This is a genomic window from Saccharopolyspora cebuensis (assembly GCF_039542665.1).
GTDB classification, from domain to species: Bacteria; Actinomycetota; Actinomycetes; order Mycobacteriales; family Pseudonocardiaceae; genus Saccharopolyspora; species Saccharopolyspora cebuensis.
The window spans coordinates 677,929-704,343 of record NZ_BAABII010000003.1 but is presented as its reverse complement, the minus strand read 5'-3'; the positions used below and the strand labels follow the sequence as shown (position 1 = coordinate 704,343).

Annotated in this window: 24 protein-coding genes; 9 read left to right on the top strand and 15 right to left on the bottom strand. The window is 71.7% G+C overall.

Annotation, left to right across the window (positions count from 1 at the left end):
- Window positions 1-184 precede the first annotated feature (184 nt).
- A complete protein-coding gene (locus ABD976_RS05985) occupies window positions 185-1,384 on the top strand; it encodes a hypothetical protein (RefSeq protein ID WP_345358378.1) in 1,200 nt (399 codons plus the stop codon).
- Between the two features lie 185 nt (window positions 1,385-1,569).
- Here the strand turns inward: ABD976_RS05985 and ABD976_RS05980 are convergent, their stop codons facing one another.
- The 6 genes from ABD976_RS05980 to ABD976_RS05955 all read right to left on the bottom strand — a co-directional run bounded on the left by ABD976_RS05980 (window position 1,570) and on the right by ABD976_RS05955 (window position 8,730).
- Window positions 1,570-2,847 carry a thymidine phosphorylase gene (locus tag ABD976_RS05980; protein ID WP_345358375.1) on the bottom strand — a complete coding sequence of 426 codons (1,278 nt, stop codon included), beginning with the start codon at window positions 2,845-2,847 and terminating at the stop codon, window positions 1,570-1,572.
- Between the two features lie 10 nt (window positions 2,848-2,857).
- Window positions 2,858-3,238, bottom strand: coding sequence for a cytidine deaminase (locus ABD976_RS05975; protein ID WP_345358372.1), 381 nt, complete (start codon window positions 3,236-3,238; stop codon window positions 2,858-2,860).
- A gap of 148 nt (window positions 3,239-3,386) precedes the next feature.
- Window positions 3,387-4,634, bottom strand: coding sequence for an ABC transporter permease (locus ABD976_RS05970; protein WP_345358369.1), 1,248 nt, complete (start codon window positions 4,632-4,634; stop codon window positions 3,387-3,389).
- Window positions 4,631-5,701, bottom strand: a complete 1,071-nt coding sequence (locus ABD976_RS05965) for an ABC transporter permease (protein WP_345358365.1) — start codon at window positions 5,699-5,701, stop codon at window positions 4,631-4,633. Before ABD976_RS05965 ends, ABD976_RS05970 begins: the two co-directional genes overlap by 4 nt.
- Window positions 5,698-7,248: an ABC transporter ATP-binding protein gene (locus ABD976_RS05960; protein WP_345358362.1), complete on the bottom strand. Its 1,551-nt coding sequence runs from the start codon at window positions 7,246-7,248 to the stop codon at window positions 5,698-5,700. Before ABD976_RS05960 ends, ABD976_RS05965 begins: the two co-directional genes overlap by 4 nt.
- 312 nt (window positions 7,249-7,560) lie before the next feature.
- The gene (locus ABD976_RS05955) at window positions 7,561-8,730 is read right to left on the bottom strand and encodes a BMP family lipoprotein (RefSeq protein ID WP_345358359.1); all 1,170 of its coding nucleotides are present in this window, start codon (window positions 8,728-8,730) and stop codon (window positions 7,561-7,563) included.
- Window positions 8,731-9,170: 440 nt separating this feature from the next.
- On the opposite strand from ABD976_RS05955, the gene sdhC reads away from it, so the two are divergent.
- The 4 genes from sdhC (at window position 9,171) to ABD976_RS05935 (ending at window position 12,677) form a co-directional block, all read left to right on the top strand.
- On the top strand, window positions 9,171-9,605 hold the full coding sequence (gene sdhC, locus ABD976_RS05950) for a succinate dehydrogenase, cytochrome b556 subunit (RefSeq protein ID WP_345358356.1): 435 nt from the start codon (window positions 9,171-9,173) through the stop codon (window positions 9,603-9,605).
- A gap of 3 nt (window positions 9,606-9,608) precedes the next feature.
- Window positions 9,609-10,025: a succinate dehydrogenase hydrophobic membrane anchor subunit gene (locus tag ABD976_RS05945; protein ID WP_345358354.1), complete on the top strand. Its 417-nt coding sequence runs from the start codon at window positions 9,609-9,611 to the stop codon at window positions 10,023-10,025.
- 76 nt (window positions 10,026-10,101) lie between these two features.
- On the top strand, window positions 10,102-11,889 hold the full coding sequence (gene sdhA / locus ABD976_RS05940; protein WP_345358351.1) for a succinate dehydrogenase flavoprotein subunit: 1,788 nt from the start codon (window positions 10,102-10,104) through the stop codon (window positions 11,887-11,889).
- Window positions 11,889-12,677, top strand: a complete 789-nt coding sequence (locus ABD976_RS05935; RefSeq protein ID WP_345358348.1) for a succinate dehydrogenase iron-sulfur subunit — start codon at window positions 11,889-11,891, stop codon at window positions 12,675-12,677. The genes sdhA and ABD976_RS05935 overlap by 1 nt, the downstream gene beginning before the upstream one ends.
- A 52-nt stretch (window positions 12,678-12,729) precedes the next feature.
- Here the strand turns inward: ABD976_RS05935 and ABD976_RS05930 are convergent, their stop codons facing one another.
- Window positions 12,730-12,963 (bottom strand): SCO4848 family membrane protein, encoded by a 234-nt coding sequence (locus ABD976_RS05930; protein WP_345358345.1) that lies wholly within the window; start codon window positions 12,961-12,963, stop codon window positions 12,730-12,732.
- A gap of 84 nt (window positions 12,964-13,047) precedes the next feature.
- Here ABD976_RS05930 and ABD976_RS05925 point away from each other — a divergent pair, with 84 nt between their 5' ends.
- On the top strand, window positions 13,048-14,322 hold the full coding sequence (locus ABD976_RS05925; RefSeq protein WP_345358342.1) for a D-alanyl-D-alanine carboxypeptidase family protein: 1,275 nt from the start codon (window positions 13,048-13,050) through the stop codon (window positions 14,320-14,322).
- 136 nt (window positions 14,323-14,458) lie between these two features.
- Here the strand turns inward: ABD976_RS05925 and ABD976_RS05920 are convergent, their stop codons facing one another.
- The 4 genes from ABD976_RS05920 to ABD976_RS05905 all read right to left on the bottom strand — a co-directional run bounded on the left by ABD976_RS05920 (window position 14,459) and on the right by ABD976_RS05905 (window position 19,810).
- Entirely contained in the window at window positions 14,459-15,469 is a 1,011-nt protein-coding gene (locus ABD976_RS05920; RefSeq protein ID WP_345358339.1) for a YhjD/YihY/BrkB family envelope integrity protein, read from the bottom strand.
- Window positions 15,470-15,661: 192 nt separating this feature from the next.
- The gene (gene trpS / locus ABD976_RS05915) at window positions 15,662-16,684 is read right to left on the bottom strand and encodes a tryptophan--tRNA ligase (protein ID WP_345358336.1); all 1,023 of its coding nucleotides are present in this window, start codon (window positions 16,682-16,684) and stop codon (window positions 15,662-15,664) included.
- Between the two features lie 47 nt (window positions 16,685-16,731).
- A complete protein-coding gene (locus ABD976_RS05910) occupies window positions 16,732-16,971 on the bottom strand; it encodes a hypothetical protein (RefSeq protein WP_345358333.1) in 240 nt (79 codons plus the stop codon).
- 268 nt (window positions 16,972-17,239) lie between these two features.
- On the bottom strand, window positions 17,240-19,810 hold the full coding sequence (locus ABD976_RS05905; protein ID WP_345358330.1) for a bifunctional FO biosynthesis protein CofGH: 2,571 nt from the start codon (window positions 19,808-19,810) through the stop codon (window positions 17,240-17,242).
- A gap of 197 nt (window positions 19,811-20,007) precedes the next feature.
- Here ABD976_RS05905 and ABD976_RS05900 point away from each other — a divergent pair, with 197 nt between their 5' ends.
- From ABD976_RS05900 to ABD976_RS05890, 3 genes are all read left to right on the top strand, one after another.
- Window positions 20,008-21,474 carry a S8 family peptidase gene (locus tag ABD976_RS05900; protein ID WP_345358327.1) on the top strand — a complete coding sequence of 489 codons (1,467 nt, stop codon included), beginning with the start codon at window positions 20,008-20,010 and terminating at the stop codon, window positions 21,472-21,474.
- A 170-nt stretch (window positions 21,475-21,644) separates the two neighbouring features.
- Window positions 21,645-22,874, top strand: coding sequence for an NAD(P)/FAD-dependent oxidoreductase (locus tag ABD976_RS05895; protein ID WP_345358324.1), 1,230 nt, complete (start codon window positions 21,645-21,647; stop codon window positions 22,872-22,874).
- A gap of 423 nt (window positions 22,875-23,297) precedes the next feature.
- Complete coding sequence (locus ABD976_RS05890) at window positions 23,298-23,870, top strand: dihydrofolate reductase family protein (RefSeq protein WP_345358321.1); 573 nt, start codon at window positions 23,298-23,300, stop codon at window positions 23,868-23,870.
- Between the two features lie 20 nt (window positions 23,871-23,890).
- Here the strand turns inward: ABD976_RS05890 and ABD976_RS05885 are convergent, their stop codons facing one another.
- The 4 genes from ABD976_RS05885 to ABD976_RS05870 form a co-directional block, all read right to left on the bottom strand.
- Entirely contained in the window at window positions 23,891-24,559 is a 669-nt protein-coding gene (locus ABD976_RS05885; RefSeq protein ID WP_345358318.1) for a hypothetical protein, read from the bottom strand.
- Window positions 24,556-25,683 (bottom strand): hypothetical protein, encoded by a 1,128-nt coding sequence (locus ABD976_RS05880; protein ID WP_345358315.1) that lies wholly within the window; start codon window positions 25,681-25,683, stop codon window positions 24,556-24,558. Before ABD976_RS05880 ends, ABD976_RS05885 begins: the two co-directional genes overlap by 4 nt.
- A gap of 65 nt (window positions 25,684-25,748) precedes the next feature.
- Entirely contained in the window at window positions 25,749-26,033 is a 285-nt protein-coding gene (locus ABD976_RS05875) for a hypothetical protein (RefSeq protein ID WP_345358304.1), read from the bottom strand.
- A gap of 16 nt (window positions 26,034-26,049) precedes the next feature.
- On the bottom strand, window positions 26,050-26,382 hold the full coding sequence (locus ABD976_RS05870) for an SAV_915 family protein (protein ID WP_345358301.1): 333 nt from the start codon (window positions 26,380-26,382) through the stop codon (window positions 26,050-26,052).
- Window positions 26,383-26,415: the final 33 nt, after the last annotated feature.

Here is a 26,415-nt window from a genome sequence, read left to right as displayed (position 1 = left end):
CTCCGCCAGATGCGCATTCGGCGTACCCCGGACAGGTCCGTTCGGGCCTGCGGTGCAGGTCCGAACGGCGGCGAATCCGAAATCGGGATGCGGACGAAGATCGGGGGGCGGCTGGGCACGTCCGGAACGAGTAGCTACGCTCCCCTAGTCCTCACCTTCCCCTCGACGAAGGACACCCCTAGCCGTGACCGAGAACATGTCGTTCGACCGCATGCGCAACATGCTCACGCGTGCGGCGGAGATTCGCGAAAGCGAACAGCAGCAGATCTTCGACGCGCTCGACGAGATCCACGCCCGGCTGTCGCCGCTGGAGTCCCTGGGCTCCGTGCGCAAGCGGCTGTCCGAGCTGCCGGACCGCACCGAGGTCAGCGTGCTCGCCGAACGACTCGACGAGGCACTGGCCAAGCTGGAGTCCCACGACGGATCGCTCGGCGAGCTCAAGACCTCCGTCGACGGGCTGGTCGACAAGCTGGCGACCCCCTTCGCGCAGCTCGACGGGCGCCTCGACGGCGTCGTCGGCCGGATGGACGGGGTCTCCGGCCGGATGGACGGGCTGGAGGACAAGCTCGGCCACATCCACAAGCGGATCGACGAGCTCGGCCAGCACCTCGACAAGCAGGACGGCCGCCTGGAGTCGCTGCCCGCGGCGGTGCACGGCCCGGTCCGCGAGCGCGTCGACACCCTGGAGACCAGCCTGCGCGGGCGGTTCGCCGAGATCGACGAGGGCGTGCACGAGCACCTCGACGGCACCCGCGAAGCGCTGCAGCGCGCCGTCACCGAGTCCGCGAGCACCGTGCAGAGCTCGGTGTCCGAGTCCGTGTCGCAGTCCCGCGACCAGCTCGACGGCAAGCTCGACCACCTGGCCTCCCGCCCCGCGGTGGACCCGACCGACCGGCTGGACAAGCTGGCCGAGCGGCTGGAGCAGCTCACCAACCGGCTCGACGAGGTCGCCGGCGGGCTGGACCGGGTCGAGACCAACGTCAACGGCCGGATCGACGCGGTCGAGCAGGGCTTCGGCGACCGGATCAACACCGTCGAGGAAGGCGTCAAGTCCGGGCTCGGGGAACTCGGCGGCACGCTGTCGAAGAACCTCTCGCAGCTCGGCGGCACCCTCTCGTCGCGGCCCGACTCCGAGGCGGTCGACGCGATGGTGCGCCAGGCCAACGAGGAGAGCGAGCGGCGCCACGCCGGTCAGCTCGACGAGGCGATGGCGACCTTCGCCGAGCTGATCCTCGGCGGCGGCGCCCCGTCCGCCCCGCCGCCGCCGACCACGCTGCCCCGGCAGCAGCAGCGGCGCAACCGGTCCAAGAGCGCCAAGCGCGAGCCGGACAAGGCCATCGCCTCCGACGACGACGGCGGCGAGCTCCCGGCCGAGACCGCCTGAGCCCGAGACCGCCTGAGCCCCCGCACCCCGCGACGCCCCGCCCGCACCCGCGAGCGGGGCGTCGCGCTGCGCCCCCAACACGGGTTCACCCGTTCGTGAGCTGAGTGAGGGGCACCCTGTACCCCGTTACGTGGTACAGGGTGCCCCTCACTCAGGTCGAAACCACCTGGTCGGGTGGCTCGGGGTCAGGTGATGCGGTCGAGGATCAGCGGGGGTGGCGCCGGGGCCTCGGCGGCGATGGTCCAGGCGTCGTCGAGGGCGGCGCGCGCCGCGGGGAGGGTTTCCGGGCGGTCGGTGTGCAGCTCCAGCAGCGGCTGCCCGGCCTCGACCCGCCCGCCCGGCTCGACCAGGCCCACGATCCCGGCGGCGTGGTCCACCCGGTCCTCCTTGCGGGCGCGCCCGGCGCCGAGCCGCCACGCGGCCAGTCCCACGGCCATCGCGTCGAGCCGCGCCAGGACGCCCGATTCCGCGGCGGTGACGTGCTCGACGTGCCGCGCGGTGGGCAGCGGCGCGTCCGGGTCCCCGCCCTGGGCGGCGATCATCCGGCACCACGTCTCGTGCGCCCGGCCGTCGGCGAGCACCTCCGCCGGGTCCACATCGGACAACCCCGCGTGCGCCAGCATCTCCCGGGCCAGGGCCACCACCAGCTCCGCGACGTCGGGCGGCCCGCCACCGCGCAGCACCTCCACCGACTCGGCGACCTCCAGCGCGTTGCCCACCGCGCGTCCCAGCGGCGTCGACATGCCGGTGATCAGGGCGCTGGTGCGCAGGCCGTTCGCGGTGCCGATGCCGACCAGCGCGGTGGCCAGTTCGCGGGCGCTGTCCAGGTCCTTCATGAACGCCCCGGAACCGCACTTGACGTCGAGCACCAGGCTGCGCACGCCCTCGGCGAGCTTCTTGCTCATGATGGAGGCCGCGATCAGCGGGACGGACTCCACGGTGCCGGTGACGTCGCGCAGCGCGTAGAGCTTGCGGTCGGCCGGGGCGAGTCCCGCGGTGGCCGCGCAGACCACGGCGCCCACGTCGTCGAGCCGGGCGCGGATCTCGGGCATCGATAGCTCCGCCCGCCACCCGGGGATCGACTCCAGCTTGTCCAGGGTGCCGCCGGTGTGGCCGAGCCCGCGCCCGGACAGCTGCGGCACCGCCGCACCGCAGGCCGCCACCAGCGGCGTCAACGGCAGCGTGATCTTGTCCCCGACACCGCCGGTGGAGTGCTTGTCCACGGTCGGCCGCCGCACCCCGGACAGGTCCAGCACCTCGCCGGACGCGACCATCGCGGCGGTCCAGCGCGCCGTCTCCTGCCCCGACATGCCGCGCAGCAGCACCGCCATCGCCAGCGCGGCCATCTGCTCCTCGGCGACCTCGCCCCGGGTGTAGGCGTCGATCACCCAGTCGATCTGGTCGTCGGTGAGCCGCTGCCCGTCCCGCTTCGCGCGGATCACGTCGGTCGCCGCGAACACCATCGCCCTCCCGTCACAGCTCGAACGCGTCCGGCAGCACCTCGCGCATCGGCAGCACGCCGCGCGGCGTGTCCACCGCGCAGTCCGGGCCGCCGAGCTCGTGCAGGAGCTGGCGGCAGCGGCCGCACGGCATCAGCAGGTCGCCGTCCCCGCTCCGGCACGCCACCGCGACGAACCGGCCGCCCCCGGTGAGCCGGAGCTGACCGGCCATCGTGCACTCGGCGCACAACGTCAGCCCGTAGGAACCGTTCTCGACGTTGCACCCGACCACCACCCGGCCGTCGTCGCACAACGCGGCGGCTCCCACGCGCAGGCCCGAGTACGGGCAGTACGCCGAAGCGGCGGCCCGCACCGCCGCCGCCCGCAAGGCCTCCCAGTCGACCGCACCACCCACTCCACCACCACACCGCCACCGCACCCCCGCGTCAACCCCCGGGTTCCACAGGCCCGGGGCAGGCCGTCACCCGTTCGGGACGTGAGTGAGGGGCACCCTTGCCCGAGTTACTTGGGCAAGGGTGCCCCTCACTCCGTTCCCGTTCGGGTCAACTGCCCCGGCGGTAGCTGAGGCCGTTGGCCGCCGGGGGTCGGAGCCGCTGCGACGCCGCCGCGAGCACGACGAGGGTCACCAGGTGCGGGGTGTAGGCGGTCAGCACCTCGGGGAGCTCGTCGGTGTACCAGTAGATCGAGTAGACGATCGCGGCGGCGACCAGGGCCACGCCCCCGGCGAACCAGTTCCGCCGCCACATCTGCAGCAGCACGACGGCGAGCAGCACGAGCGCGGCGGCGTAGAACAGGGCGTGCACGGTGATCTCGCCGTCCCGGAGCTGGAGCCCGTCGGAGTAGCCGAACAGCGCGGCGCCGCCGAGCAGCCCGCCGGGACGCCAGTTGCCGAAGATCATCGCGGCGAGTCCGATGTAGCCGCGGTTGTTGGTCTGCCCTTCGAGGTACCCGGCCTGCCCGGGGTTGAGGATGAGGGCGGCACCGCCGATCCCGGCCAGCGCGCCGGAGATGATGACCGCCGAGTACTTGTAGAGGTAGACGTTGACGCCGAGGGATTCGGCGGCCACCGGGTTCTCGCCGCAGGAGCGCAGCCGCAGCCCGAACGGCGAGCGCCACAGCACCAGGTAGCTGACCGGGACCAGCAGGTAGGCGAGCAGGGTGATCGGCGAGACGCCGGTGAGCAGGCCGCCGAGGATGCCCGCCACGTCGGAGATGCCGACCCGCTGGAGGTCTTCGAGCCACTGCAACCAGTCGCCGAAGGGCTGCGCGGAGTAGGTGTCGAACTTGGGCACCGGCGGCGATTCGCGCGGGTTCTGCGAGACCGGCTCGAAGACCAGGGTGGACAGGTACTGCGCGGTCCCGGCGCCGAGCAGGTTGATGGCGACGCCGGAGACGATGTGGTTGACGCCGAAGGTCACGGTGGCCACGGCGTGCAGCAGGCCGCCGAGCGCGCCGAACACGGCCGCGGCGACGAGCCCGGCGAGCGGTCCCCACTGGTAACCGGCCCAGGCACCGCCCCAGGTGCCGAGGATCATCATGCCTTCGAGGCCGATGTTGATGACCCCGGCGCGTTCGGCCCACAGCCCGCCGAGGGCGGCGAACAGGATCGGCACGCCGAGCCGGACGGCGGACTGCACGGTGCCGGAGGCGGTGAGCTCGGGCAGCCCGGTCTGGTACGAGGTGAACGACACCGCGACGACGGCGATGCCGACCCACAGCGCCGCGCGCGCCCAGCCGGGCATCGGGCGGCGGGCGGGGGCCGCGGCGGTCTCGATGAAGGCGCTGGTCATGCCCGGTCACCTCCGGTGGTGGCGAGGGCGCGGCCGACCCGGCGCTGCTCGGCGGCGAGCTCGCGCCGCCGGACCAGTTCGTAGGCCACCACCACGGACAGCACGATGGTGCCTTGCAGGATGATCACGATCTCCTTGGGGACTCCGATGTTGTCCAGCGTGAGCGAGCTCTTGTCCAGGAACGACCAGAGCAGCGCGCCGAAGGCGACGCCGACCGGGTGGTTGCGGCCGAGCAGCGCGATGGCGAGCCCGGCGAAGCCGTACCCGGTGGGGAAGTTGATCGTGAAGGTGTGGTCCCGGCCGAGGATCTCGGGGAGCCCGGCCAGTCCCGCGATGGCGCCGGAGAGCAGCATCGCGGTGAGCACCATCTTCTTGGAGTCGACCCCGCCCGCCCGCGCGGCGGTCGGCGAGAGCCCGGTGGCCCGCAGGTCGAAGCCGTAGCGGGTGCGGTCGCGCAGCAGGGCGTAGCCGACGCCGATCGCCACCGACAGCAGCACCAGCCCGAAGACGGTGCCCGCGCTGCCGAAGGACAACCCCGGCACCTGGCCGGACGGCGGGATGGCGGCGGTGCCCAGGGTGTTGCCGCGCAGTTCGCCGAAGGTCTGCACCAGGTAGGCGATGACGCCGATGGACAGCGTGTTGAGCATGATCGTGGAGATCACCTCGGACACGCCGCGGTAGACCTTGAGCAGCGCCGCGATCCCGCACCACAGGGCGCCGGTGGCGGCGCCGACGACGACCACGACGACGGCGTGCAGCCCGAACGGCAGGCTGATCGCGCCGCCGACGATGGCCGCCACGCAGGCGGCCAGCCGGTACTGGCCCTCGATGCCGATGTTGAGCAGGTTCATCTGGAATCCGATGGCGGCGGCGATGGCGACCAGGTAGTAGGCCGCGGCGGTGTTGAGGATGTCGACGGCGGTGCCGCCCCGGCCGACGCGACCGATCATCTCGGCCAGCGTCGCGACCGGGTCGGCGCCGGAGAACAGCAGCACCGCGCTGCACAGCACGGCGGAGAAGACGATCGCCAGCGCCGGGGGCAGCAGTCGGGCGCGCCAGGTGTTCATGCGCTCTCCCCCGCTCCGGTCATGGCGGCCCCGAGTTCCTCGGGGGTGACGGTCAGCGGGTCGGCGTCGGCGACCAGCCGCCCGCCGAACATGACCTTGATGGTGTCCGACAGCCCGATCAGCTCGTCGAGGTCGGCGGAGACGAGCAGCACGGCGAGCCCGGCGGCGCGGGCGGCGCGCAGGTGCTCCCAGATGCCCGCCTGCGCGCCGACGTCCACGCCCCGGGTGGGGTGCGCGGCGATGAGCAGGGCGGGATCACCGGCGAGCTCGCGCCCGACGACGAGCTTCTGCTGGTTGCCGCCGGACAGCGCGGCGGCGTCGACGTCGATGCCCGGGGTGCGCACGTCGAACTCCGCGACGATGCGGCGGGTGTCGGCCTTGGCCCCGGCGAGGTCGAGCCAGGGGCCGCGGGCGGCGGGCGGCCGGGTCTGGTGGCCGAGGATGCGGTTGAACCACAGCGACTCGTCGAGCAGCAGCCCCTGCCGGTGCCGGTCCTCGGGGACGTAGCCGATGCCGGCTTCGCGGCGGGCCAGGGTGGACAGCCCGGTGAGGTCGCGCTCGCCGAGGTGGACCGAACCGCCGCGCAGCGGTCGCATCCCCATCACGGCCTCGACCAGCTCGGTCTGCCCGTTGCCCTCGACCCCGGCGATGCCCAGCACCTCACCGGCGCGCACCACGAGGTCGACGTCGCTGAGCACGGCGCGGTCCTGCTCGACGGCGCCGAGCCCGCGCACGGTGAGCACCGGGCGTTCGGTGACGGTGGACGGGCCGCGCTCGGGCACCGGCAGCGCGCTGCCGACCATCATCTCGGCGAGCCGGCGGGAGCTGACCTCGGCGGCGGGCACGGTGCCGACGGTGGTGCCCCGGCGCAGCACGGTGACGGTGTCGGCGATGGCCCGGACCTCGTCGAGCTTGTGCGAGATGAACAGGAAGGTGAAGCCCTGCTCGCGCATGGTGCGCAGGGTGGCGAACAGCTCGTCGACCTCCTGCGGCACCAGCACGGCGGTGGGCTCGTCGAGGATGATGATCCGGGCGCCCCGGTAGAGCACCTTGAGGATCTCGACCCGCTGCCGGTCGGCGACGCCGAGCCGCTCCACCGGCACGTCGGGGCGCACGTCGAACCCGGCGCCCGCGGCGAGTTCGAGCACCCGGGCGCGGGCCTTCCGCCCGATGCCGTGCGCGGATTCGGCGCCGAGCACGACGTTCTCCAGCACGGTGAGGTTGTCGGCGAGCATGAAGTGCTGGTGGACCATGCCGATCCCGGCCCGGATCGCCTCGGCCGGGGTGCGGAACCGGACTTCGGCGCCGTCCACGCGCAGCGTCCCGGAGTCCGGCGGCTGCATCCCGTAGAGGATCTTCATCAGGGTGGACTTGCCGGCCCCGTTCTCGCCGCACAGCGCGTGCACCTCGCCGGGGGCCACCGACAGGTTCACGTCGGAGTTGGCGACGACCCCGGGGAAGGTCTTGGTGATGCCGGTGAGCTCGACGGCGGGCGTGCCCGCGCGAGCGGGCGGGCCGCCGGGATCCGGCTCGGTGGAGGTGTTCATGGAGCTCCGTGGGGAGGGGACGGCCGACCGCGGTGGTCCGGCGGCGCCGGGCCGTCCGACGATGCCGGGTGCTGCGGTGGCGGGCCCGGCGTTGGCGTGAACCCGCCACCACCGGCGCGGAACCCGATCGGACGTCGGTCTGGTTCTTTTCTCGTGCAGCGGCGCAGCCGCTCGGTCCATGCACCCGACCGGCCCCGCCGCGGGTTCTCAGCGGTCTTCTCGCGACGAGGAGCTCCCGGAGCGAGAAGACCGCTGAGGTTCCGGCCACCCGCACCGCGCCGCAAACCGGGTTCACGACGAGCTCTCAGCGCGTCAGGGGGTGTCGGAGACCTGGATCTCGCCCCGCGCGATGGCCGCCTTGTAGGCGTCCGCCGTCGGGACCAGGTCGTCGATCATGCCCCCGGAAGTGGAATACCCCACACCGTCGATGGACAGGTCGAACTTGGTGGGGAACGTGCTCAGATCGTTGCGGGCGACGGCGGCCACGTAGTCGAAGACCGCGAGGTCGACCCGCTTGAGCATGGAGCTGATGATCACGTCCTTGAACTGCGCGACCGTCGGCTGGTGGTACTGGTCGGAGTCGACCCCGATGGCCTGGGCCTCGGCGGAGTGCACCGCGGAGAACACGCCCTTCCCGGAGGCCCCGGCGGCGTGGTAGAGCACGTCGGCACCCGCGTCGAGCTGGCCCTGGGCGATCTCGGCGCCCTTGTTCGGGTCCTGGAAGCCGCTGTAGTCCCCGGCCGGGGTGAGGTAGTCGCGCTCGATCTCGATGTCCGGCGCGGCGGCCCGGGCGCCCTGCACGAAGCCCGCCTCGAACTTGCCGATCAGCGGGGTCTCGACGCCGCCGACGAAGCCGACGTGGCAGTTCTGGGAGCGGTGCGCGGCGATGACCCCGACCAGGAACGAGCCCTGCTCCTCGGCGAAGACCAGCGGGGTGACGTTGGGGATGCCCTGGACGTTCTCGTCGACGATGGCGAACCGGGTGTCCGGGAACTGCGGCGCCACGGTCCGGACCGCGCCGGCGTAGGCGTAGCCGACGGCGATCACCGGGTCGTAGCCCTCGCGGGCGAGCTGCTGGAGCCGGGTCAGCTTGGCGTCCTCGGACTCCCCCGCCCCGGCGTCGAGCTCCTTGACCTCGGCCAGGCCCATCTCGGCCTTGGCCCGGTCCAGCCCGGCCACCGAGGCGTCGTTGAACGAGGCGTCACCCCGGCCGCCGATGTCGAAGGCGAGCCCGACGCGCAGCTGGGAGGCGTCCGGGAGCGGCTGCCGGGTCCGCTCGCTCGACGTCGTGGTGGCCGGGGCCGCGGCGGGCGGCGGCGCCAGGCGGCAGCCCTGCCCGGAGGCGCTGCCGCCGTCCCGGCCGCCGGCGTCCTTGGCGCAGCCGGTGAGCGCGAGCGCGCCGGCCAGCAGCGCGGCGAGCGCGGCGGTGCGCCTGCGGCGCGTCGTTGCGGCACCCGAGCGCCCTGTCGGCGTTCGCAGCATGCCGTTCCCCTTTCCCAGTCGATCTCACCGCGACCTCCTGATCGGACCCCCGGGCTCCCCGGAAGACCACGACGCAGGACGAAATCCACCCGATGGTGTCGTCCTCGGACGAATTCGATCGGGACGCGGTTCACGCCATCCGGTGACGTGGCTCTCGAAACTAGGTCTTGACGCCGCCCCATGCGCATCGGTTGGAGTCACGAAATGATTTCTACATCGATCCACAGCCGCACGTAGCTTGTCTGGTCGATCACAGACGGCACAGGCGAGTAGGCCCGGCATCAGGGACGGGACTAGCATTCCGAGACGTCAAGGCCCCAGCACAAGCGGCCGGTGACGGGCGTACGCCCCGGCGACGGGGAACCACTGCGACTCGGCCCCGGTCGCCAGGTTCCCGACCGGGGCCGTCAGTCCACCAGCGAGGTTGGAGGCCCTTCACCATGGCCAGCACCACCGCCTCCGCGGCCGATACCCCGGAGCGCACGGGCAGTCCGCGCGCCAAGGGGATCTACCGCGGCGATCTGGGCATGTGGTCGTGGGTCGCCCACCGGATCACGGGCGTACTCACCTTCTTCTTCTTGTTCGTACACGTCCTGGACACGGCCCTGGTCCGGGTTTCGCCGAACGCCTACGACACGGTCATCGAGACCTACAAGCACCCGCTGATGATCCTGTTCGAGCTGGGCTTGCTGGCGGCGGTGCTGTTCCACGCGTTCAACGGCATCCGCGTGATGCTCGTCGACTTCTGGGCCAAGGGCACCAAGTACCAGAAGCCGATGCTGTGGACCGTTGTGGGCCTGTGGCTGGTGCTGATGATCCCGGCATCGATCAGCCTGCTCGGCCGTGCCGCGACCGAACTGTTCGGGGGGCTGTGAACCATGACCACCGAAGCTCCGCTGTCCGTGGACAAGCCGCGCTCCTCGACGCGGCCCGCCGCCCGACGCAGCAACTTCGAGCTCTACAGCTGGATCTTCATGCGGCTGTCGGGCGTGGTGCTGCTGTTCCTGGTGCTGTTCCACCTGCTGATCATGCTGTTCCTCGACGGGGGCGTGCACCGCATCAACTTCGCGTTCGTCGCCGGCCGCTGGTCCTCGCCGTTCTGGCAGTTCTGGGACCTGGCGATGCTCTGGCTGGCCGGGCTGCACGGCGGCAACGGCCTGCGCACGGTGATCAACGACTACTCCCGCAAGGACAGCACCCGCTTCTGGCTGAAGATGCTGCTGTACGTCTCGGTCATCCTGACCGTCGGTCTGGGCACCTTCGTCCTGTTCACGTTCGACCCGAACATCGGCTGACCCCGACCTGAGACGAGCACCGGCGGGTCCTGCCCCGGTAGGCAGTAGCAGGCCCGTCGGCCCCGAGGAGACGACCATGCAATTCCACAAGTACGACGTGGTCATCGTCGGCGCCGGAGGCGCCGGGATGCGCGCCGCCATCGAGGCGGGGCAGCGCGCCCGGACCGCGGTGCTGACCAAGCTGTACCCGACCCGGTCGCACACCGGCGCGGCCCAGGGCGGCATGTGCGCCGCGCTGGCCAACGTCGAGGAGGACAACTGGGAGTGGCACACCTTCGACACCATCAAGGGCGGTGACTACCTGGTCGACCAGGACGCCGCCGAGGTGATGGCGAAGGAGGCCATCGACGCGGTCCTCGACCTGGAGAAGATGGGGCTGCCGTTCAACCGGACCCCCGAGGGCAAGATCGACCAGCGCCGGTTCGGCGGGCACACCCGCGACCACGGCAAGTCCCCGGTGCGCCGGGCCTGCTACGCGGCCGACCGCACCGGCCACATGATCCTGCAGACGCTGTACCAGAACTGCGTCAAGCACGACGTGGAGTTCTTCAACGAGTTCTACGTCCTCGACGTGATCATGAGCGACGGCCCGGACGGGCAGGTGTGCAGCGGCGCGGTGGCCTACGAGCTGGCCACCGGCGAGATCCACGTCTTCCAGGCCAAGTCCGTGGTGTTCGCCACCGGCGGCTTCGGCAAGGTCTTCAAGACCACCTCCAACGCGCACACCCTGACCGGCGACGGCATGGGCATCGTCTACCGCAAGGGCCTGCCGCTGGAGGACATGGAGTTCTACCAGTTCCACCCGACCGGCCTGGCCGGGCTGGGCATCCTCATCACCGAGGGCGTCCGCGGCGAGGGCGGCATCCTGCGCAACGCCGACGGCGAGCGGTTCATGGAGCGCTACGCCCCGACGATCAAGGACCTCGCGCCGCGCGACATCGTGGCCCGCGCGATGGCCCTGGAGGTCCTGGAGGGTCGCGGCGCCGGTCCGAACAAGGACTACGTCTACATCGACGTGACGCACCTCGGCGAGGAGCTGCTGGAGGCCAAGCTCCCGGACATCATGGAGTTCTCCCGCACCTACCTGGGTGTGGAGCCGACCACCGAGCTGGTGCCGGTCTACCCGACCGCGCACTACGCGATGGGCGGCGTCCCGACCAACATCACCGGTGAGGTGCTGCGGGACAACGACACCGTGGTGCCGGGCCTGTACGCGGCGGGCGAGGTCGCCTGCGTGTCGGTGCACGGGTCGAACCGGCTGGGCACCAACTCGCTGCTGGACATCAACGTCTTCGGCCGCCGTTCGGGCATCGCCGCCGCCGAGCACGCGCTGGCCCACGAGCACGTCGAGCTCCCGGAGGAGCCCGCGAAGCTCGTGGAGGGCATGGTCGAGCACCTGCGGACGGCGCACGGCGGCGAGCGGGTGGCCACCATCCGCACCGAGCTGCAGCAGACGATGGACGCCAACGCGTCGGTGTACCGCACCGAGGAGACGCTGAAGACGGCGCTGTCGGACGTGCAGGCGCTCAAGGAGCGCTACGGCCGGATCGCGGTGCAGGACAAGGGCAAGCGGTACAACTCGGACCTGCTGGAAGCGATCGAGCTGGGCTTCCTGCTGGACCTGGCCGAGGCCCTGGTCAACGCCGCGCTGGCCCGCAAGGAGTCCCGCGGCGGTCACGCCCGCGAGGACTACCCCGACCGGGACGACGTCAACTTCATGCGGCACAGCATGCAGTACAAGGTGCTGCCGGACCGCGAAGACCCGAACGCGCCGCTCGGCCTCACCGGGTTCCAGTCCGACATCCGCCTGGACTACAAGCCCGTCGTCGTCACCCGCTACCAGCCGATGGAGCGCAAGTACTGATGACCGCAGCCACCACCACCCAGAACGAGACCCACGACCTCCCGGACGACGCGCCGCCGGTGCCCGAGGGCGCGACGATGGTCACCGTCAAGCTCCTGCGGTACAACCCCGACCAGGACGAGGCCCCGCACTGGGAGTCCTACCGGGTGCCTGCGCTGCCCACCGACCGCGTGCTGAACCTGCTGCACTACATCAAGTGGTACATCGACGGCACGCTGACCTTCCGCCGGTCCTGCGCGCACGGCGTGTGCGGGTCCGACGCGGTGCGGATCAACGGCGTCAACCGGCTGGCCTGCAAGGTCCTCATGAAGGACCTGTTCGGCAAGAGCGGCGAGACCACGGTGTCGGTCGAGGCCATCAAGGGCCTGCCGGTGGAGAAGGACCTCGTGGTCGACATGGAGCCCTTCTTCGAGGCCTACCGCGCGGTCAAGCCCTACCTGATCGCGACCGGCAACGAGCCGACCCGGGAGCGCGTCCAGTCGGTCGCCGAGCGCGAGCGGTTCGACGACACCACCAAGTGCATCCTGTGCGCGGCGTGCACCACCTCGTGCCCGGTGTACTGGTCGGACGGGTCGTACTTCGGCCCGGCGGCGATCGTCAACGCCCACCGGTTCATCTTCGACAGCCGGGACGAGGGCGCCGAGGAGCGGCTGGACATCCTCAACGACGTCGAGGGCGTGTGGCGCTGCCGCACGACGTTCAACTGCACCGACGCGTGCCCCCGGGGCATCCAGGTCACCAAGGCCATCCAGGAGGTCAAGCGAGCCCTGATGTTCCGCGGCCGCTGACCCACCCGCGCACGACGGCGCCCGTCCCCCCGACGGGCGCCGTCGTCGTGTTTCAGGAGGTCCTGCGGGAGGCCCGGAAGCCGCGCCAGCCGAGGACTCCGATGGCGGTGCCCAGGACGAGGGAGACGGCCGCGATGACGACGTGGACGATCAGGTAGGACGTGGGCGCACCGTCGACCCAGGACCGGTCGCTGCCCCAGATGTTGCGGATGAAGTTCGGCCACAGCAGGTAGGTCCAGACGCCGAAGGCGAGCAGGAACAGCGAGGTGCGTCGGGTGAGTGTCACGGCCCCAGTATCGACCTGGTTCACCTGACCGGGTCAGGGCGGTCCCGGGGTCACTACCTGCGAGTACCCGTTAACCTGCTGCACGTGCCCGTGAGCTCCCGCCTTCCGGTCGGCCGCACGTTCTCCGCCTCCGCCCGCCGCGCCTCGGTGGTCGTGCTCGCCGTCGCGCTGCTGGCCGGTGGCGGTCCCGCGCTGGCGCAGCAGCCGCCTGCCCGGTGCTCCAGCGGGGCGGTGCCACCGCCGCCGGTGGACTCCTCGGAGGTCCCGCCCCCGGGCGTGCCCTCGCCGGGGCCGCTGCCGGTGCCGTCCGAGCCGATCGGCGGGGACCGGCTCGGCGGCTGCGGGGGCGTCCGCGCCGACGGGGCGCCCGAACCGCCGTCCGGGATCACGGCCGCGAGCTGGGTGATCGCCGACCTGGACACCGGTGCGGTGCTGGCGGCCGACGACGCGCACGCCCGGCACCGGCCCGCCTCCACCATCAAGGTGCTCACCGCGCTGGTCGCGCTCCGCGAGTTCGAGCTCACCGACACCGCGGTGGCCACCCAGGCCGACGCCGACCGGGAGGGCAGCCGGGTGGGCCTGCGCCCCGGCGTCACCTACTCGGTGCGGGACCTGCTGCACGGGCTGCTCATGCAGTCCGGCAACGACGCGGCGCACGCGCTGGCGGGGATGGCCGGGGGCGTGCACGCGATGGTCGACCGGATGAACGAGCTGGCCGCCCGCCTCGGCGCGCACGACACCCGGGCGGCCACCCCGTCGGGCCTGGACGGGCCGGGGATGAGCACCTCGGCCTACGACCTGGCGCTGATCTTCCGGACCGCCATGCAGCACCCCGAGTTCGCCGCCGCGGTCGGCGCCCGCCACGCCGTGCTGCCCGGACCGCCCGGGCAGCCGCCGCTGGAGGTGTGGAGCGACAACGCGGTGCTGCTGAACTACCCCGGCGCGCTGGGCGGCAAGACCGGGTACACCGACGACGCCCAGCACACCTTCATCGGCGCCGCCGAGCGCGACGGCCGCCGGCTCGTCGCGGTGGCGCTGCGCGGCGACAACAAGCCGAAGCGGCTCTCGGGGCAGGTGATGGACCTGCTGGACTACGGCTTCCGGCTGGACGAACCGGTCGGCGAGCTGGTCACCGCCGAACCCCGCACCACGACGCCCCCGGCACCGACGCCCCGAGGGGCCGGTCCGCTGGCCGACACGACGCCGACCGGCCAGGACACCGCGGGGATCGGCGTCCTGGCCGCGGCGGGCGCGGTGCTGGCGGCGGCCGCGCTGGGTCTCGCGAGCGCGCTCACCGTCCGGCGACGCCGGGCCCGCGGAGCGGTGAACCGCCGCCGCCGAGGCGACGACTACCTCTGACCCCCGACCCCCAAGCCACCGGACCAGGTGAACCTCATCGGAGTGAGGGGCACCCTTGCCCCACATACTTGGGCAAGGGTGCCCCTCACTCACCACCATTTCGGGTGAAACCGGCGGTGGCTGGTGCGGCTCGAGATCAGCGCCGGTGCCGTCGGTGCCAGCCCCAGCCGAGGAGCGCGCCGAGGCCGAAGGCCCCGGCCAGCGTCCGCCCGTTCGGCGGCCCGCCCGCCCGCACCACCGGCCGGATGACCGCGGGTCCGGGCGTCGTGACCGGCTCCGCCCGCTCGTTGTCCGGCGCGGCGGCGGTCCAGGCGGTGACGAACAGGACGAACCGCGAGGTGAGGTTGGCGAAGACCAGCAGACCGAGGATGGGCCCGAAGGCGACCCCGGCGGGCGAACCGGTCACGCTGTTCAGGTAGATCACGCCGACCTGCTTGAGCACCTCGAAGCCGATCGCCGCGAACAGCGCGCCCCACACCGCGCTGCGCACCGCGACCGGGCTGCGCGGCAGCCGGGCCAGCACCCACAGGAACACCAGCCAGCTCGCCGCCAGGGAGAGCAGCACGGACAGCGCGGTGAGCCCGATCGCCGCGCCGGTGGTCCGCTCGACCCCGGCGAGCTGGAGCAGCCACCGCCCGACGCCGCCGCCGAGCGCGCTGAGCGCGAACGAGACCGCCATCGCGGCACCGAGCCCGACCAGGGAGCCGAGGTCGGCGGCGAGCCGCTTGAGCATCGGCGGCTGCGTCGGCTGCTGGGTCCACTGGGCGGTGACCGCCTCGCGCAGGTTGGTCATCCAGCCTAGCCCGGAGTACAGGGCGCCGAGCAGGCCGATGACGCCGACCGCGCCCGCGTTCTCGATGGCCTGGCTGACCACCCGGTTGAGCATTTCCTGCATGGCCGGGCTGGGCACCGATTCGGTGATCGAGGCGCGCAGCCGGTCGAGCAGCTCGGGGTTGCCGCCCAGCGCGAACCCGGCCGCCGCGAAGGCGATCATGAGCAGCGGGACCAGCGCGAGCACGCTGAAGTAGGTAACCGCGGCCGCGTAGTAGTCGCCGTACTGCCGCTGGTACCGCCCGGCGGACCGGATCAGCCGGTCCAGCCAGGGGTACCTGCGGCGCAGCCGGTCGAGCCGTCCCGGTTCCGCCACTACGGGGTCCTTCCAGGCGCGTTCTCAGCGGCGTCCTCGCGAGGACGCCCCGATGCCGTGCCCTGGGCGCCCGGAGCGAGGGGGGCGCCGAGGTCCCGCCACCCGCACCGCGGCGCAAGCCGCTCTGCAACCAACCCGGGACCTCCTGCCGCATCGTCGACGCTGGCAGCAGGCTACTGGCGGATGATCAGCTCAGCTCGTCGGAGCGAGGAAGCCGATGCGGTCGAAGACGGTCCGCAGCGTCGCGGCGCCGACCTCGCGCGCGTGCTCCGCGCCCTTGCGCAGCACCTTGTCGAGTTCGGCCACGTCGTCGAGGTAGCCCTGCACCTGCTCCTGGAACGGCGTGACGAAGTCCACCACGACCTCGCCGAGGTCCTTCTTCAGGTCCCCGTAGCCCTTGCCCTCGTAGGCGGCTTCGAGCTCGGCGATCGAGCGGCCGGTCAGCGCCGAGTAGATCACCAGCAGGTTGCTGATGCCCGCCTTGTTCTCGACGTCGTAGCGGATCTCCTTCTCCAGGTCGGTGACCGCGGAGCGGATCTTCTTGGCCGAGCGCTTGGGGCTCTCCATCAGCTCCACGACGCCCGCCGGGACCGACTTGCTCATCTTCGCGGTCGGGTCCTGCAGGTCCTGGATCTTGGCGGTGTCCTTCGGGATGTGCGCGGTGGGCAGCGCGAAGGTCGGGCCGAAGCGGGAGTTGAAGCGCTGCGCGAGGTTGCGGGTCAGCTCCAGGTGCTGCCGCTGGTCCTCGCCGACCGGCACGGCGTCGGTCTGGTACAGCAGGATGTCGGCGGCTTGCAGGATCGGGTAGGTGAACAGCCCCACGCCGACGTGTTCGGCTTCCTGCCGCGCCGACTTGTCCTTGAACTGCGTCATCCGGCCGGCCTCGCCGAAGCCGGTCAGGCATTCCAGCACCCAGCTCAGCTGGGCGTGCTCGGGGACGTGGCTCTGCACGAACAGCGTGGAGCGCTCCGGGTCGATCCCGAGGGCGAGGAGCTGGGCGGCCGAGACCCGGGTGCGCCGGCGGAGCTCGTCGGGGTCCTGCGCGACGGTGATCGCGTGCAGGTCGACGACGCAGTAGAAGGCGTCGGCGGTGTCCTGCATGGTGACCCACTCGCGCAGGGCGCCGAGGTAGTTGCCGAGGTGGAAGGAGTCGGCGGTCGGCTGGATGCCCGAGAACACGCGCGGCTTGGCCGCGGACTGGCTTTCGCTGCTCACGGCCCGATTCTCCCAGTGCGCGGACGGTGCGCGGGAGCGGGTCCGCTTCAGTTCTTGCGCTGGTTCTCCGGCTGGATCTTCTTCTTCCGGAACACCCCGGCGACCATGCCGACGATGCCGAGGCCGACGGCCGTCACCCCGACCGGCATGTTCAGCTTGTCCACGGCGGTGGACTGCGCGAGCACGGCGGGCGCCGCGGCGGCGCTCGGCGCCGTCAGGAGCATGGCGAGCAGTGCCGCACCGAGCGCGGTCAGGCGCGCGTACCCACTGGTGGTTCGGCTGCGCACGAGCGTGCCTCCCTTGACAGACCCGTTCCAGGTCGACGTTTTTCGGCGGAGCTCACGGCGGACGGTAGCGACCGCGGATGGCGAGCGGGGTCGCATCGCGTGAACCGGCCGCGACGGAGGGGAGCATAGTGACCGGCGCGAGGGTCACCCGAGCGGGTATTTTGATCTTGGAATGCCGCTGGCCAGGGGCGGAGGCCGGACGCGCAGGCCCGACCTCCGCCGTCAACCGAGTGTGACATGAGTCACAAGCGAGCCTAGGCCGGGCGTCTCACCGGAGGGCCGTGACGCCCAACTGCCGCCGCCCCACCGGCTGGTAGGTGGTGCTGCGCTGCCGCGCGGGGCGGCCGATCCGGCCCGCCAGCTCGTGCAGCTCCTCGACGCTGCGCTCGGAGCCGTGCTCGGAACCGGCCATCCGGCTGATCGTCTCCTCCATCAGGGTGCCGCCGAGGTCGTTGGCGCCCCCGGCCAGCACCTCCCCGGTGCCCTCGTCGCCGAGCTTGACCCACGAGCACTGCACGTTGTCGATCCGCCCGTGCAGCAGCAGGCGGGCCATCGCGTGCACCGCGCGGTTGTCCCGCCGCGTCGGCCCGGGCCGGGCCAGACCGGCCAGGTAGATCGGCGCGTTGCGGTGCACGAACGGCAGCGGGACGAACTCGGTGAACCCGGCCGCCCCGTGCTCGCGGGCGCGGTCCTGCACCCGCGCGAGCGTCTTCAGGTGCCCCAGCCAGTGCTCCGGGTTGTCGACGTGGCCGTACATCATCGTCGACGAGGACGGGATGCCCAGCCGGTGCGCGGTGCTCACCACCTCGATCCACTCGGCGGCGGGCAGCTTGCCCTTGGTGAGCACCCACCGGACGTCGTCGTCGAGGATCTCGGCGGCGGTGCCCGGGATGCTGCCCAGCCCGGCCTCCTTCAGCTCGGCGAGCCAGTCGGCGATGCTCACCCCGGCCTTGGCCGCCGCGCTGACCACCTCCATCGGGCTGAAGGCGTGGACGTGCATCTCCGGCACCCGGGTCCGCACCGCGCGCACCAGGTCGGCGTAGCCGCTGACCGGCAGCCGGGGGTCGATGCCGCCCTGCATGCAGACCTCGGTGGCCCCGGCCCGCCACGCCTCCTCGGCGCGGTCGGCGACGTCGTCCGGGGAGAGCCGGAAGGCGTCGGCGTCGCGCTCCCGCTGGGCGAAGGCGCAGAACCGGCAGCCGACGTAGCAGATGTTGGAGAAGTTGATGTTGCGGTTGACCACGTAGGTCACGTCCTCGCCGACCACCTCGCGGCGGTACCCGTCGGCGATCCGGGCCAGCTCCTCCATCGCCGGGCCGTCGCAGGTCATCAGGGCCATCGCGGCGGCGTCGTCGGCCAGCAGCGCGGCCGGGTCGCGCTCGGCCAGGCGCAGCGCCCCGCGCACGTCGGCGTCGAGCCGCTCCGGTGCCGCCGCGGGGACCTGCTTGCGCAGCTCGTCCCAGTCGCCGTAGACGGTGTCGAAGTCGCCCCGCCGGTCCTCGCTGCGCCCGGCGGTGTCGATGCTGCGGTGCAGGTCGGTGCGGCCGATCGACTCGAAACCGCCGTCGGGCTCCTGCCACTCCCGGGGCTGCGGCACGGCGTCCTCGCGGGCCAGCCCGTCGGCGTCGGCCAGCGCGGCGACGTGCCCGGCGACCCGCAGGTCCAGCCACTGCGTGCTGTCCCCGGCCAGCCCGGCGCGGACGTGGCGGGGGTAGGCGGTCAGCCGCTCCCGGAGGGTGAACCCGCCTTCGGCGGTGACCGCGGCGAGCTCGTCGATGTGCGGCCACGGCCGTTCCGGGTTGACGTGGTCGGGCGTCACCGGCGACACCCCGCCCCAGTCGTCGATCCCGGCGCGCAGCATCAGCAGGTGCTCCTCGCCGACCAGGTTCGGCGGTGCCTGCACGCTCACCCCGGAGGGCATCAGCAGCCGGGCGACCGCGACCGCGGCGGCGAGCTCGTGCAGGTCGGCGTCCGGGGTCCCGCGCATCGCGGTGTCCGGTTTGGCCCGGAAGTTCTGCACGATGACCTCTTGCAGGTGGCCGTACTGCCGGGCGCTGGCCCGCAGCGCGAGCAGCGACTCGGCCCGCTCGGTCCGGGTCTCGCCGATGCCCAGCAGCACCCCGCTGGTGAACGGCACCGCGACCCGCCCGGCGTCGGCGAGCACCCGCAGCCGCACCGCCGGGTCCTTGTCCGGGCTGCCGTAGTGCGGCCCGCCCGGCTCCGACCACAGCCGCTCCGCGGTGGTCTCCAGCATCATGCCCATGCTCGGCGAGACCGGCTTGAGCCTGGTCAGCTCCGACCAGCTCAGCACCCCGGGGTTGAGGTGCGGCAGCAGGCCGGTCTCCTCCAGCACCGCGATGGCGCAGGAGCGGAGGTAGTCGATGGTCGAGGAGTAGCCGCGGGCGTCGAGCCACTCGGCGGCGGCGGGCCAGCGCTCCTCCGGCCGGTCCCCGAGGGTGAACAGCGCCTCCTTGCACCCCGCGGCGGCGCCCTGCCGGGCGATCTCCAGGACCTCCTCGCGCTCCAGGAACGCGGCCTCCACGCGGTGCGGGACGGTGGCGAACGTGCAGTAGTGGCAGCGGTCCCGGCACAGTCTGGTGAGTGGGACGAACACCTTGCGGCTGTAGGTGATCAGGCCCGCGCGCCCCTCGGCGACCAGGTGCGCGTCGCGGGCCCGGGCCGCGGCGGCGAGCAGGACGTCGAGGTCGTCGTCCCGCGCGTGCAGCAGGACGGCGGCTTCGGTGGCGTCGAGGGCGACCCCGTCGGTGGCGCGGCGGAGTGCCCGGCGCATCGCCGATGCGCTCGGGACCGGTTCGGATGTTTCTTGATCTACCGACACCCCCCGACTCTAGGTCGGGCGGCGGCGCGCTGCCGAGTCCGCGATCGCGTACCAGAACATCACTCTCGGCTACCTAATTACTCCGTTGCGCTCTACCGGGCGTCCCCAGATCAGGCGCAAAATCCTCCGGCAATGTCTTTGTGTCCAATTTGCCGTCCTGGGGAGGACATGTGTCCCACAAACGCATGAGAGGTCGAGTGGCGAAGATCGCCGGCTCGGCCCTCACCCTGGCGCTGCTGGTCCCGGCCGGCGTCGTCGGGACTTCGGAGCCGACGAGCGCGTCCACCGCCGCGCCCGCGCACTTCGTGGTGATCGGCCCCTACGGCGACGGCCTCGACGCGACCGAGGATTCGGTGCGCTCGGCGGGCGGCACCGTGCTGCAGAGCTGGCCGCAGATCGGCGTCGTGGTGGCCAGTTCCACCGACCCGGCCTTCGCCGAGGCGGTGCGCGGGATGCCCGGGGTGCAGCAGGCCGGTGCCAGCCGCAACCTCGCCGAGCAGCTCCCGCCCGCGAAGCCGCAGCGCTTCGAGCAGCTCGAAGGCACCGTCGACGCCGCCCCGCTGGCCGCCGCACCCGGTGCCGAGCCGCTGGAGCCCGAGCAGTGGGACCTGCCGCTGATCAAGGCCGCCGAGGCGCACGAGATCTCCCAGGGCAGCGAGGACATCACCGTCGGCGTGCTGGACTACGGCATCGACCCGGAGCACCCCGACCTGCGCGCCAACCTCGACACCTCGCGCTCGGTGAGCTGCGTCGAGGGCGGCGGCACGCCGGACACCGACCCGGCGAAGTGGGCCCCGGAGAACCAGAGCCAGGACCACGGCACCCACGTGGCCGGCACCATCGCGGCGGCGCGCAACGGCGTCGGCATCGCGGGGGTCGCCCCGGACGTCTCGCTGGCCTCGATCCGGGTGATCAGCGACGAGGGCTTCATCTACCCCGAGTTCGCGGTCTGCGGGTTCATCTGGGCCGCCGAGCACGGCATCGACGTCACCAACAACTCCTACTTCGTCGACCCCTGGTACCTGTGGTGCGAGAGCGACCCCGACCAGCGCGCCGGGGCCGAGGCGGTCCGCCGCGCGGTCGCCTACGCCCAGTCCCGCGACGTGGTGAACGTGGTGTCGGCGGGCAACAGCAACTGGGACCTGTCCAAGCCGATCCACGACACGAACAGCCCGAACAACGGCGGGCCCACCCAGGACCGCCGGACCGGGCACGACTGCCACGTGCTGCCCGGTGAGCTGCCCGGCGTGGTGTCGGTCTCGGCGGTCGGCGCGGAGTCGGTGAAGTCCTACTACTCCAGCTACGGGTTGAACTCCATCACCGTGACCGCGCCCGGCGGCGACTCCCGGCAGATCCCGGACACGCCGTCGGCCAACGGCCGCGTCCTGTCCACCGTCCCCGGCGGCGGTTGGGGCTGGATGCAGGGCACCTCGATGGCCGGTCCGCACGCCGCGGGCGTGGTGGCGCTGCTGCGCAGCACCCACCCGGACTGGCCCGCGCAGCGGGTCGTCGGCGCGCTGAAGCAGCAGGCCGACACGCTGGAGTGCCCGGTGCGCTACGACCCCGACGGCGACGGCACCGTCGACGCGGTGTGCGCGGGCGGCGCGACCGGCGCCGGGTTCTACGGCGCGGGCATGGTGGACGCGCTCGACGCGGTCCGCTGACCGGCGCGGGGCGCTCCCCCGGCGGGAGCGCCCCGACGCCCGGTGGTTCTCGGCGGTGAGTTGCCAGCCGGTGAGTTGCCAGCCGGTGGGTTGCCAGCCGGTGAGTTGCCGGTGCCCCGGCGGCGCCGCACGCTCGCAGAGGAGCGTCGTCTACCTCTGGGCGGAACACCGTGGCGAAATCCGAGACCTTCGTGATCGTCGGTGCCGGACTGGCCGGGGCCAAGGGCGCCGAGGCGCTGCGCGAGCAGGGCTTCGACGGCCGGATCGTGCTGCTCGGCGCCGAGCGCAGGCGGCCGTACCAGCGCCCGCCGCTGTCCAAGGGCTACCTGATGGGCACCGAGGACTTCGAGGTCGCCCACGTGCACCGCCCCGACTGGTACGCCGAGCACGACGTGGAGCTGCGCACCCGCACCGAGGTCACCGGCCTCGACCGGGCCGCGCACCGGCTCGCGCTCGCCGACGGTTCCGCGCTGGACTACGACAAGCTGCTGCTCACCACCGGTGCCCGTCCCCGGACGCTGCCGGTCCCGGGTGCGGGGTCCGCGCTGCACCTGCGCACCGGGCTGGACTCCGAGCGGTTGCGCGCCACCCTGGCCCAGATCCGGCGGCTGGTGGTGGTCGGCGCGGGCTGGCTCGGGCTGGAGGTCGCCGCCGCCGCGCGCACGAACGGGGTGCGGGTGAGCGTCGTCGACATCGCCGAGCTGCCGATGCAACCGGCGCTGGGCCGGGAGGTCGGGGAGGTCTTCGCCCGGCTGCACGAGTCCAACGGCGTCGACTTCCACCTGGCCACCGGCGTCGAGGAGATCACCACCGACGACGGGCGGGCCACCGGGGTGCGGCTGTCCGGCGGGCTGCGGCTCGCGGCGGACGCGGTGGTGGTGGCGGTCGGCGTCGAACCGGAGACCGGGCTGGCCGAGCGCGCCGGGCTGCGGGTGGACGACGGCATCGTGGTGGATTCCGCGCTGCGCACCGAGGACCCCGACGTGGTGGCCGCCGGGGACGTCGCCAACGCCTTCCACCCGGTGCTGGGCCGCTGGCTGCGGGTGGAGCACTGGGCGACCGCGCGCGACCAGCCCGCCACCGCGGCGGCGACCATGCTCGGCGGCGCGGGCCGCTACGCCGAGCTGCCGTACGCCTTCACCGACCAGTACGACCTGGGCATGGAGTACCTCGGCCACGCCGCACCCGGGGACTACGACCAGGTGCTGTTCCGGGGCGACGTGGACCGGCAGGAGTTCATCGCGTTCTGGCTGGACAACGGGCGGGTGCTGGCGGGGATGAACGTCAACACCCCCGACGTCGGGCACCAGATCGGCACTCTGATCAGCTCCGGCGCGATGGTCGACACCGCCAGGCTCGCCGACCCCGACGTGCACCTCGACGAGTTCATCGCCCGCTGAAGGCTCCCCACCGGGCGTCACCCGAAAGCGACGTGAGTGAGGGGCACCCTTGCCCAAGTTACTGGGACAAGGGTGCCCCTCACCTCGAAAAACTCCACCCGGCCGGGCCACCGGATCCGCGTGTCCGGCAGCACCCGAGCTGCTCGCCGCGCCGGAACCCGCCGCCGCACGCCGACCCCTGCGCCGATTCACCTGAAAGGGTGGTGAGTGAGGGGCACCCTTAGCCGCGTTACTTGGTACAGGGTGCCCCTCACCTGGGAAAAGTTCACCTGGTCGGGTGCGCCGGGGGCGGGGGCGGAGCCGGGGGGTGCGGTCTGCGGCGGTGCGGGTTGCGGACCCAGGCCCCTGCCGGAAAAGGCGTTTGCCGACCACTCCTTCCGGAGTACGTTCGGTCCACTCCACCGAAGTGCTCCGGAGGCCCGCTTGCGCGAACTCACCTACCTGGTCGCGTCCACACTGGACGGACGCATCACGGGTCCGGCCAACGACAACCCGGACTTCTTCCTCCTCGAAGGCGACCACGCCCAACCCATCCGCGACGAGTTCCCCGAGATCATCCCGACCCACCTGCGGCCGATGCTCGGCATGGTGGACGTGCCCAACGAGCAGTTCGACACCGTCCTGCAGGGACGCGGCAGCTACGACATCGGGCTGCGCGAAGGCATCACCAACGCCTACCGGCACCTGCGCAGCATCGTGTTCTCCCGGACCATGGCCGAAAGCCCGGATCCGACCGTCGAACTGGTGCGCACCGACCCCGTCGCGAAGGTCCGCGAGCTCAAGCGCGAACCCGGCGCGGGGATCTGGCTCTGCGGCGGCGGGAAGCTCGCCGCGGCGCTGCTGCCGGAGATCGACCGGATCGTCGTCAAGCTGCACCCGGTCGTCGCGGGCGACGGGATCCCGCTGTTCGGCGGGGACTTCTCCCCCACCCGGTTCCGGCTGACCCGCACGCAGCCCTTCGACAGCGGGGTCGTGCACCTGACCTACCGGCCATGACGACCAGGACCAACATCACACTACGAAGCCGGGTGGGAGTGCTGCCCGCGACCGCCACCAGCGGCGAAGCCGAGTTCTTCGCACGCCCGGTCATTGATCCGTGCTCCGTTGCGGTGCACCGAATGCAGGATTCCGTTGAAGACGAGGTTCCACATCCGATAATTCGCCTGGATTTGCCGGAGGCCGACCGTGAACCGGTTGCCGTGCACGTCGGTGATGTCGAGCAAGTAAGTCGCCCAACCACGGGATATCGCGATGTCGGTCAGCTCGTACGTGCTGACCCATCGCTTGGACGACGCCAGCCAATCGGCTCCGGCGAACAAGGCGTTGTCCCTGACGACGACGTAGAGCGGGTAGACGAAGAAGAGGAGGATCAGCAGAACCATCCACGGGTACGCACCGACCCAGCCGAACCCACCGAAGTGCAGCGTCACGACGAGCGCGCAGGACGCGGCGATGAAGGCGGACGCACCGATAGCGGTCCCCCGCCCCACCACGTAGACCTCGTGCACCGGACCGAAACCCGACGGAGGTCTTCGTCTTCGGGGAACGGTCATCTCGTCATCATCAGCGGCGTCGAAATGCCCGACCCTGGGAGCGGTCGGCGGATGCGGTTCACCGGTTTCACGATCCGGACGGGGAGGAAGTACAACATTTCCCTCGAATTCTGCGTTCACGATCGACATCACCTGGTCATTTTCGGATTGATTTCGGCGAGCTTGTCCCCCACTCCTGCCATCCATTCGTAGGCTTCGTCGCCGTATTCCTCCACGAGGAAGCCGACGCCAGTGGAGACCACCGCACCGGCAAGCACCGCAACGGTGACCGGCGCACTCGCCAAGGCGGCACCAGCGAGGGCACCAGCACCGAGGGATCCGACACCGGCGGCAATGACTTGGACCGGGTTCTTGCCGTCAACGATGTCGAGCACCGACGTGGTCGTCGTGAGCGCCGCACCGATCACCGGAACGCGTTTGAGGAGCGGGAGGGCGTTCGCGATGCGCGACTGCTTCGGGACAACGCTCGCCGTCACGGCCACTTTCAGCCACTTCGGGGATTTGCCGAGGAACCTGGCCGGATAACCGGCGAACGCCCGACGCGTCGCCTCCTGCTTCTCGACGAGCTTGCCGACTTGCAGGATCGACATCTGCAGCCGCGCCGCGGCGCTGAACTTCGCATCGTTGGCCCACGTTCCCAACGCGTTGGACTGCGCTTCGAGCCTGGCGGCCATTCCTACGAACTTGCTCGTCCGGGCCACCACTCCGCCCGCTGCGGCGGTGAGCGTGTCGGCGGCGTTGAAGTACTTCTTCTCCCAGTAGTTGTCGAAGTACTTCGCCAACACGCCCTGCGACTCGTTCTCCTTCTTCCGAGCGTCATCCACGATCTCGGTGGCCTCGACGAAACTCTTCACCTGCTTGAGGTAGACGGCCTGTGCGCGAACAGCAGCGCTGTGCGCGAGCTCGTCCGAAGGCGTCGGCTGGGAGGGCAGCTCCAGCGGGGCCGCGGGTGCCGCACCCGGCCCGAGGATGTAATCGCCCTTGATGACCAACCGGCCCTCGATGGCTACTCGCCTCGCTTCCTCCATCTTCGTGAGCACGGTGTCGATGTCGTCGGCGTGCACCCGCATCGCCGCCGCCATATCGGCGAAGGCGGCGGCGATGTCCTCGATCTGGCCACCGGCTTTCGCCATGAAGGCGCGGGCGGCCTCGGCGGCCGTGCCCGCCCACGCGCCCTCGGACACCGAACGCGCGGACTGGACCTGGCCCGCCGTCGTCGCGGACTGCTCACCCGCATCGCGCATCCAGTCGGCCACCGCGCGAATGCTGCGCGGTCGCGCACGCACCGCGATGTTCAGCTGCCCTCCCACGTCTCCCCCGTTCAGCCTGGTGAACCCCGTCGCAGGAATTCGCCGGCGGCCACCTCGTCCGATTCCCGGTACACGTCGCGTCCGTCGGCGACAGCTTCAGCGCCTGCGGAGAGGCCGACGACCACGTCACCCAACTCCTCGGTCATGAGGGACAGCACCGCTCGGATCAATACCGTGACGGAGCCGGCCTCGACCTCCGGCGGATCATCTATCGATTCCTCGAGATCCGTCGCGGCATCACGCATCCTGGTGGCGACGAATCCCAGTTCCGGGTCCTTCGCGTAGAGGCGTTCCACCACGTTCCCCTTCCGGTCAGCGCAAGTCCTTCGGGATTTCGACGTTCCACAGGATCACGTCGGCGTCGCCACGTCGTTGCAATTCCTGGAGCGCTGCCCAGCGCAGCGACACCCAGGGTTGCCGTTCTCCACAGGCTTCGACGAGCAGGGCCAAGGACGAATAGGCGAGTACCGCGATCTGGCCGTCCTCGGTGGCCCGCAATTCAAGAACCGCCTCGCGGTCGCCGCGGGTGAACTTCTTCGACGGGACGTACGCGAGTTCACCGTGCTCTTCGTCCACACCGGAGGCCGAATCCAGCACAGCCGGGGCTACCATCTCGCGCTCCTCCGAGTCGCCGCGCTCCGCCATGCGCTCGCCGCCCCCAACGGCCGCTCCCCCGCG